Origin of the sequence: Calidithermus terrae (assembly GCF_003574345.1) — a bacterium.
GTDB classification, from domain to species: Bacteria; Deinococcota; Deinococci; order Deinococcales; family Thermaceae; genus Calidithermus; species Calidithermus chliarophilus.
This window is the reverse complement of the sequence record NZ_QXDL01000247.1, coordinates 1-5,256: the sequence shown is the minus strand read 5'-3', so window position 1 is coordinate 5,256 and position 5,256 is coordinate 1. Positions and strand designations below refer to the sequence as shown.

Annotated in this window: 6 protein-coding genes; 4 read left to right on the top strand and 2 right to left on the bottom strand. The window is 69.2% G+C overall.

All coding sequences use genetic code 11. The features are described 5' to 3' along the window. On the bottom strand, positions 1-430 hold a 430-nt coding region (locus tag Mterra_RS18545), incomplete at its 3' end, for an SIR2 family NAD-dependent protein deacylase (RefSeq protein WP_338025085.1). A 119-nt stretch (positions 431-549) separates the two neighbouring features. Between Mterra_RS18545 and plsY the strand changes: the two genes are divergently transcribed. Beyond that, positions 550-1,158, top strand: coding sequence for a glycerol-3-phosphate 1-O-acyltransferase PlsY (gene plsY / locus Mterra_RS18540; RefSeq protein ID WP_119316490.1), 609 nt, complete (start codon positions 550-552; stop codon positions 1,156-1,158). 188 nt (positions 1,159-1,346) lie between these two features. Here plsY and Mterra_RS18535 read toward each other — a convergent pair whose 3' ends face one another. After that, entirely contained in the window at positions 1,347-1,964 is a 618-nt protein-coding gene (locus tag Mterra_RS18535) for a hypothetical protein (RefSeq protein WP_119316489.1), read from the bottom strand. A gap of 120 nt (positions 1,965-2,084) precedes the next feature. Here Mterra_RS18535 and bshB1 point away from each other — a divergent pair, with 120 nt between their 5' ends. The 3 genes from bshB1 to Mterra_RS18520 all read left to right on the top strand — a co-directional run bounded on the left by bshB1 (position 2,085) and on the right by Mterra_RS18520 (position 4,934). Then, positions 2,085-2,765 carry a bacillithiol biosynthesis deacetylase BshB1 gene (gene bshB1 / locus Mterra_RS18530; protein ID WP_119316488.1) on the top strand — a complete coding sequence of 227 codons (681 nt, stop codon included), beginning with the start codon at positions 2,085-2,087 and terminating at the stop codon, positions 2,763-2,765. A gap of 207 nt (positions 2,766-2,972) precedes the next feature. Next, positions 2,973-3,491 carry a cytochrome c nitrite reductase small subunit gene (nrfH, locus tag Mterra_RS18525; protein ID WP_119316487.1) on the top strand — a complete coding sequence of 173 codons (519 nt, stop codon included), beginning with the start codon at positions 2,973-2,975 and terminating at the stop codon, positions 3,489-3,491. 12 nt (positions 3,492-3,503) lie between these two features. Then, entirely contained in the window at positions 3,504-4,934 is a 1,431-nt protein-coding gene (locus Mterra_RS18520) for an ammonia-forming cytochrome c nitrite reductase subunit c552 (protein WP_119316486.1), read from the top strand. Positions 4,935-5,256 lie beyond the last annotated feature (322 nt).

The window sequence follows — 5,256 nt, the reverse complement described above, 5'->3', positions numbered from 1 at the left end:
GGGTGAAGTCGGACGGGGCGGGCAGGGGGAAGCGTCCCCCGCAGCGCTCGCAGCGGCCCTGGGTGATGTTGCCGTGCAGCTCGACCACGCGCCTCGAGCCGGCCCGGCGGTGCAGGCCGTCGACGTTCTGCGTCACCAGCAAAAAGCCCTCGCCCAGGCTCTCCTCCAGCCGCACCAGCCCCTCGTGGGCGGGGTTGGGCCTGGCCTCGAGCACGTTCTTGTAGCGCCAGGCGTACCACTCCCACACCTTCTGCGGGTTCTTGGCGTAGGCGCTGGGGGTGGCGTACTCCTCGAGGTCGAAGTCCTTCCAAAGCCCGGCGGCGTCGCGGAAGGTGGGGATGCCCGAGGGTTTGGAGATGCCCGCGCCGGTCAGCACGGCCACGCGGCGGGCGCTCTTGAGGCGTTGGCGGGCGCTGTCGAGGTCGTTCACGCCTCCAGCATAGGGTAGTGAGGCAGCCCTTCAGGCCTGAACGCCGCCTTCACCTGCCCTTGGACGAAGGCCAGAAAAGGGCACGCTAGAATAGGGAAGCTGTGGAAACGCTGATCATCATGCTGCTCGCCTACCTCTTCGGCAGCATCCCCGCCGGGGCCTGGGTGGCCCGCACCTACGGCGTGGACATCCAGAAAGTCGGCTCGGGCAACACCGGCGCCACCAACATCCTGCGCACGCTGGGCTGGGGCCCGGCCCTGGTCGTGGCCTTCTTCGACGTCTTCAAAGGCGGCATCGCCCTGCTCATCGCCCGGCTGTTCGGCCTGGACGGGCTGCAACTCGGCCTGGTCGCGGTGTCCGCGGTGCTCGGGCACAACTACTCGGTCTTCCTGCGCTTCCGGGGGGGCAAGGGCGTGGCGACGAGCATGGGCACCACCGTCGTGCTCGACCCCCTGGTGGGCCTGATGATCCTCCCCATCGGCATCTGCGTGATCTGGCTCACCCGCTACGTCTCGGCGGGGAGCATGGTGGGCGCCGTGTCCGGGGTGATCGTCGCCATCGCGCTGGGACGCCCCTTGTGGGAGGTCGTGACGCTGGCCCTGCTGGCCTTGCTCATCTTCTGGACCCACCGCGAGAACTACCGCCGCCTGCAAGCCGGCAACGAGCGCCGCTTCGGCGAGCGGGTAAAACCCGAAGCCCCGGCGACGGAGACCTCGAGCGCCGGGTAGCTCCGGGCCATCAGCGGAAGCCTCGAGGCCCGTGGTTGTCGAGGGTCGAGGGTCTAAGGCGTTCTGCGTTTGGTTTTTTGTGTACGACGTAGGACGTACGACCTACGACCGGCGTCTTGCGTTCGGCGTACGACGTAGGACGTACGACGCAGGACCCACGACCCCCGCCCAGCGCCCGGCTACCGACCCTAGCCCCCTCCCAGCACCAACTGCCCCCGCGCAGCCGCCACCGCGAGCTCGGTGCCGAGCTCCTGGCTGAGGTGCTGCAGCAGGCTCAGCCACTCGTCGTTGGGGAGGGCGGGCTCGAGGGCCAGGCGCAGCAGGGCGTTGTAGGGGTGCTTCCCGGCGGCGAGGGCGCGGGCGGTCTCGCCGGGGACCGGGGCGGTCTGGATGTCGCGCAGCAGGCTCAGGGCGTCGAACTGCAGCCCCGAGAGCGGCAGGAACTCCTCGGCCCCCGTGTGGGTCAGGGCGCTGATGTCCTCGAGCACGTCCAGGGCCTGCTGGCGGATCTGGGCGAGCTCGAGCTGGTGCTTGTGGCCGTGCAAGGCCTCCATCACCTTGGGCAGCACCAGCTCGTCGGGGCTCTTGCCGAGCAGCTCCTGGGCCTGGCCGTACCAGCCCTCCAGCAGCCGCGACACCTCCACGAGCTGCGAAGTCACCCCCGACTGGGCCGGGGTGCCCTGCTCGAGCTGGAGCGCGGTCTGGCGCAGCACCTCGCCGAGCTCGCCCAACTGCTGCTGCAAGCGCTGCCCCTCGGAGATCAGCCGCTCCACCTCGGCGATTCCTGTACCGACCGTAGCCTGCATACCCTATCATCCTAGCGCCCGGTGAGAGCGCCCGCCCTGAGCAATCGTTCATCGAATTGTTCAAATGTCACAGCCCTTGGCCGCGGGGTCTGCTTGGGCTTTTCTGGTATAAACCATAGCGTGTCGCTCGACCTGCTGGTGATCGCCCCCCACCCCGACGACGCCGAGCTGGGCTGCGGGGGGCTGCTGGCCCGCGCCAAGGCCGAAGGCCTGAGCACGGGCATCCTCGAGCTCAGCCTCGGCGAGATGAGCACCAAGGGCACCCCCGAAGAGCGCCTGGAGGAGGCCGCGGAGGCCGCCCGCATCCTGGGCCTGGACTACCGCGGCAACCTGCGCTTCCCCGACGGCTCCTTGCGGGACACCCCCGAGCAGGTCGCCCGCCTCGCCCACGCCCTGCGCGAGCTGCGCCCCGCGGTGCTGATCGTGCCGCACGAGTCCGACCGCCACCCCGACCACACGGGCGCTCATTACCTCTGCCGCAGCGCCGCGCACTTCGCCGCGCTGCCCCGCGCGCGGGTCGAAGGGGAGGCGCACCGGGTCTCGAGGCTCTTCTTCTACCCCGGCAACTACCCCGTCACGCCCACCCTGCTCGTTGACGTCTCGGCCTACATCGACGCCTGGGAGGCTGCGGTTCTGGCCCACCGCAGCCAATTCTTCGGCGAGGCCGCCTCCGAGACGGTGAGCCTGGCCGGGGTGGAGGCCCGCAAGGCCCTACGCCGCCAGTGGGGCAACTACCTGGGGGTGGGCTACGCCGAGCCGCTGGTGAGCCCGTTGCCCCTGCTCACGACCCCCTGGTACTGAACGTGAGAACGGCCCCGAGCCGGGCTGGCCTGCCTGGAATCCTTTTGATAAGCTGGTAGATATCGCGTTACCGGGACATCTATCCCTAAGTGCCGGTCGAGTCGGGGCGGTACGCTCTGTTGTGGAGCAGTCCGGCAGGTATTTGGCTCGAGCCGTGCCCTGAGCCGGCGGGCTAGCGGCAAGAATCCAGCGTCTCGAGGAGGGCGGATGCGGCAGGGTTGGTCCAGGCTATCGCAGTGGCTCAGGCGCGGGGGCGTCGTCGTGGTGGCCGCCGGGCTGGTGGGCGTTTTGGGCGGGGCCGGGCTGTACACGGCCCGGCACGCCGAGGCGCTGTCCTACCTCTCCAACGACCCCAAAGCCTGCGTCAACTGCCACATCATGCGCGAGGTCTACGACGGCTGGCAGAAGGCCAGCCACCACCACGTGGCGGTGTGCGTGGACTGCCACCTGCCCCACGACTTCATCGGCAAGTACCTCACCAAGGTCGAGCACGGGTGGAACCACTCGAGGGCCTTCACCATGCAGGACTTCCACGAGCCCATCCAGATCGGGCGGCGCAGCGCGGCGGTGGTGGAGCACAACTGCGTGCAGTGCCACCAGGGGCTCATCGGCGGGGTTTTGCAAGCCCAGACCGCTTTCCAGGACGCCCACGCGGGTTTCCAGTCGGCGGGCGACGGCTCGTTCGGCTGCGTGCACTGCCACCGGGGCGTGGGGCACGGCGAGTAACCGGGGGAAATTATGGCGAGACGATGGATTTGGGTCAGCGCGGTGGTCGCAGTCTTTGCCCTGCTGGGCACGATCGGGATATTGGCCCTGCTCAACAACATCAACACCCGCAAGGCCGAGGCCCGCGAGACGGTGTTCCGGGTGGCCGACATCACCGACGACACCACCGACCCCGAGGTCTGGGGCAAGAACTTCCCCCTGCAGTACGACTCCTACAAGCGCACCGTGGACACCGTGCGCACGCGCTACGGCGGTTCGGAGGCCATACAGAAGCTCGACCAGGACCCCCGGCTGCGCATCCTGTGGAACGGCTACCCCTTCGCGGTGGACTTCCGCGAGGACCGGGGCCACGCCTACATGCTCACCGACCAGCGCGAGACCGAGCGGGTCCGGCAGTTCAAGCAGCCCGGCGCCTGCCTCAACTGCCACGCCAGCGTGGTCACCGCCTTCCGCGAGGCCGGGGTGAAGGCGGGCATCCCCAAAGACGACGCACACTTCATGGAGGCCATCTTCAAGGGCTTCGAGGAGATCAACAAGATGCCCTACGCCGAGGCCACCCAGCTCGTCGAGCACCCGGTGAGCTGCATCGACTGCCACGACCCCAAGACCATGTCCATCCGCGTGACCCGCCCGGCCTTCATCAACGGCATCCGGGCGCTGGCGAAGTCCGACGACCCCGTGCCCCACCTGCCCAGCCTCGAGCGCTGGCGCCAGGGCGACCGCAAGAAGGAGTACGACCCCAACACCGACGCCACGCGCCAGGAGATGCGCTCGATGGTCTGCGGGCAGTGCCACGTGGAGTACCACTTCGCCCCGCCCGACAAGACCCTCACCTTCCCCTGGCACAACGGGCTCAAGGTCGAGCAGATCGAGCAGCACTACAAGGACGTCAACTGGAAGGACTGGACCCATAAGGACTCCGGCGCCGACGTGCTCAAGGCCCAGCACCCCGAGTTCGAGCTGTGGTCGCAGGGCATCCACGCGCGCTCGGGCGTGGCCTGCGCCGACTGCCACATGCCCTACCAGCGGGTGGGCGCGGTCAAGGTCTCCAACCACCACGTGCGCAGCCCCATGCTGAACGTGGCCCAGGCCTGCCAGACCTGCCACAACTACCCCGAGGAGGAGATCAAGGCCCGCGTCGAGACCATCCAGGGCCGCACCAAGAAGCTCATGGACTCCGCCGAGGACGCGGTGGTGGACCTGATCCGGGCCATCCAGGCCGCGCAGGCTGCCGGGGCCTCGGATGAAGCGCTGAAAAAGGCCCGCGAGCTCCAGCGCTCGGCCCAGTGGCGCACCGACTACGTCAACGCCGAGAACTCGCTGGGCTTCCACGCGCCGCAGGAGGCCGCCCGCATCCTGGGCGAGGCCATCGACTTCGCGCGGCAGGGGCAGCTCGAGGCCGTCAAAGCCCAGGAGGCCGCGAAACCTGCCACCCAGCGCTAAATATCCCACCCTGTAGGGGCGCACGGCGGTGCGCCCTTCTTCGCTGGTGGGGATTATTGGGTGAATGACGTTGGCGGGGACCGCTCCGCCGTCAGGGGAGCGAGGGGGAGGCCATTCCGCATGGCGAGGGCGTCGCGGTACGCGACCCGGCGTACGCCGGAAACCTGCTCCCCCTGGGCTCCCCCGAGGGGCCCCAGGTCACCGGCGGAGCCGGTACGGCCTACGGCCACCCCCTCGCGGGCATGCCGCCGGGCCTCGGCGCCCGCGTACGCGGGGGTGCGGGCCGCACCTTGACCCGGCGGCATGCCCGTCTGCGCCACCC

Coding starts and splice junctions, on each gene's coding strand:
- Mterra_RS18535 (WP_119316489.1), bottom strand. CDS start 1,964: ATGCAGGCTACGGTCGGTACAGGAATCGCCGAGGTGGAGCGGCTGATC.
- nrfH (WP_119316487.1), top strand. CDS start 2,973: ATGCGGCAGGGTTGGTCCAGGCTATCGCAGTGGCTCAGGCGCGGGGGC.
- plsY (WP_119316490.1), top strand. CDS start 550: ATGCTGCTCGCCTACCTCTTCGGCAGCATCCCCGCCGGGGCCTGGGTG.
- Mterra_RS18520 (WP_119316486.1), top strand. CDS start 3,504: ATGGCGAGACGATGGATTTGGGTCAGCGCGGTGGTCGCAGTCTTTGCC.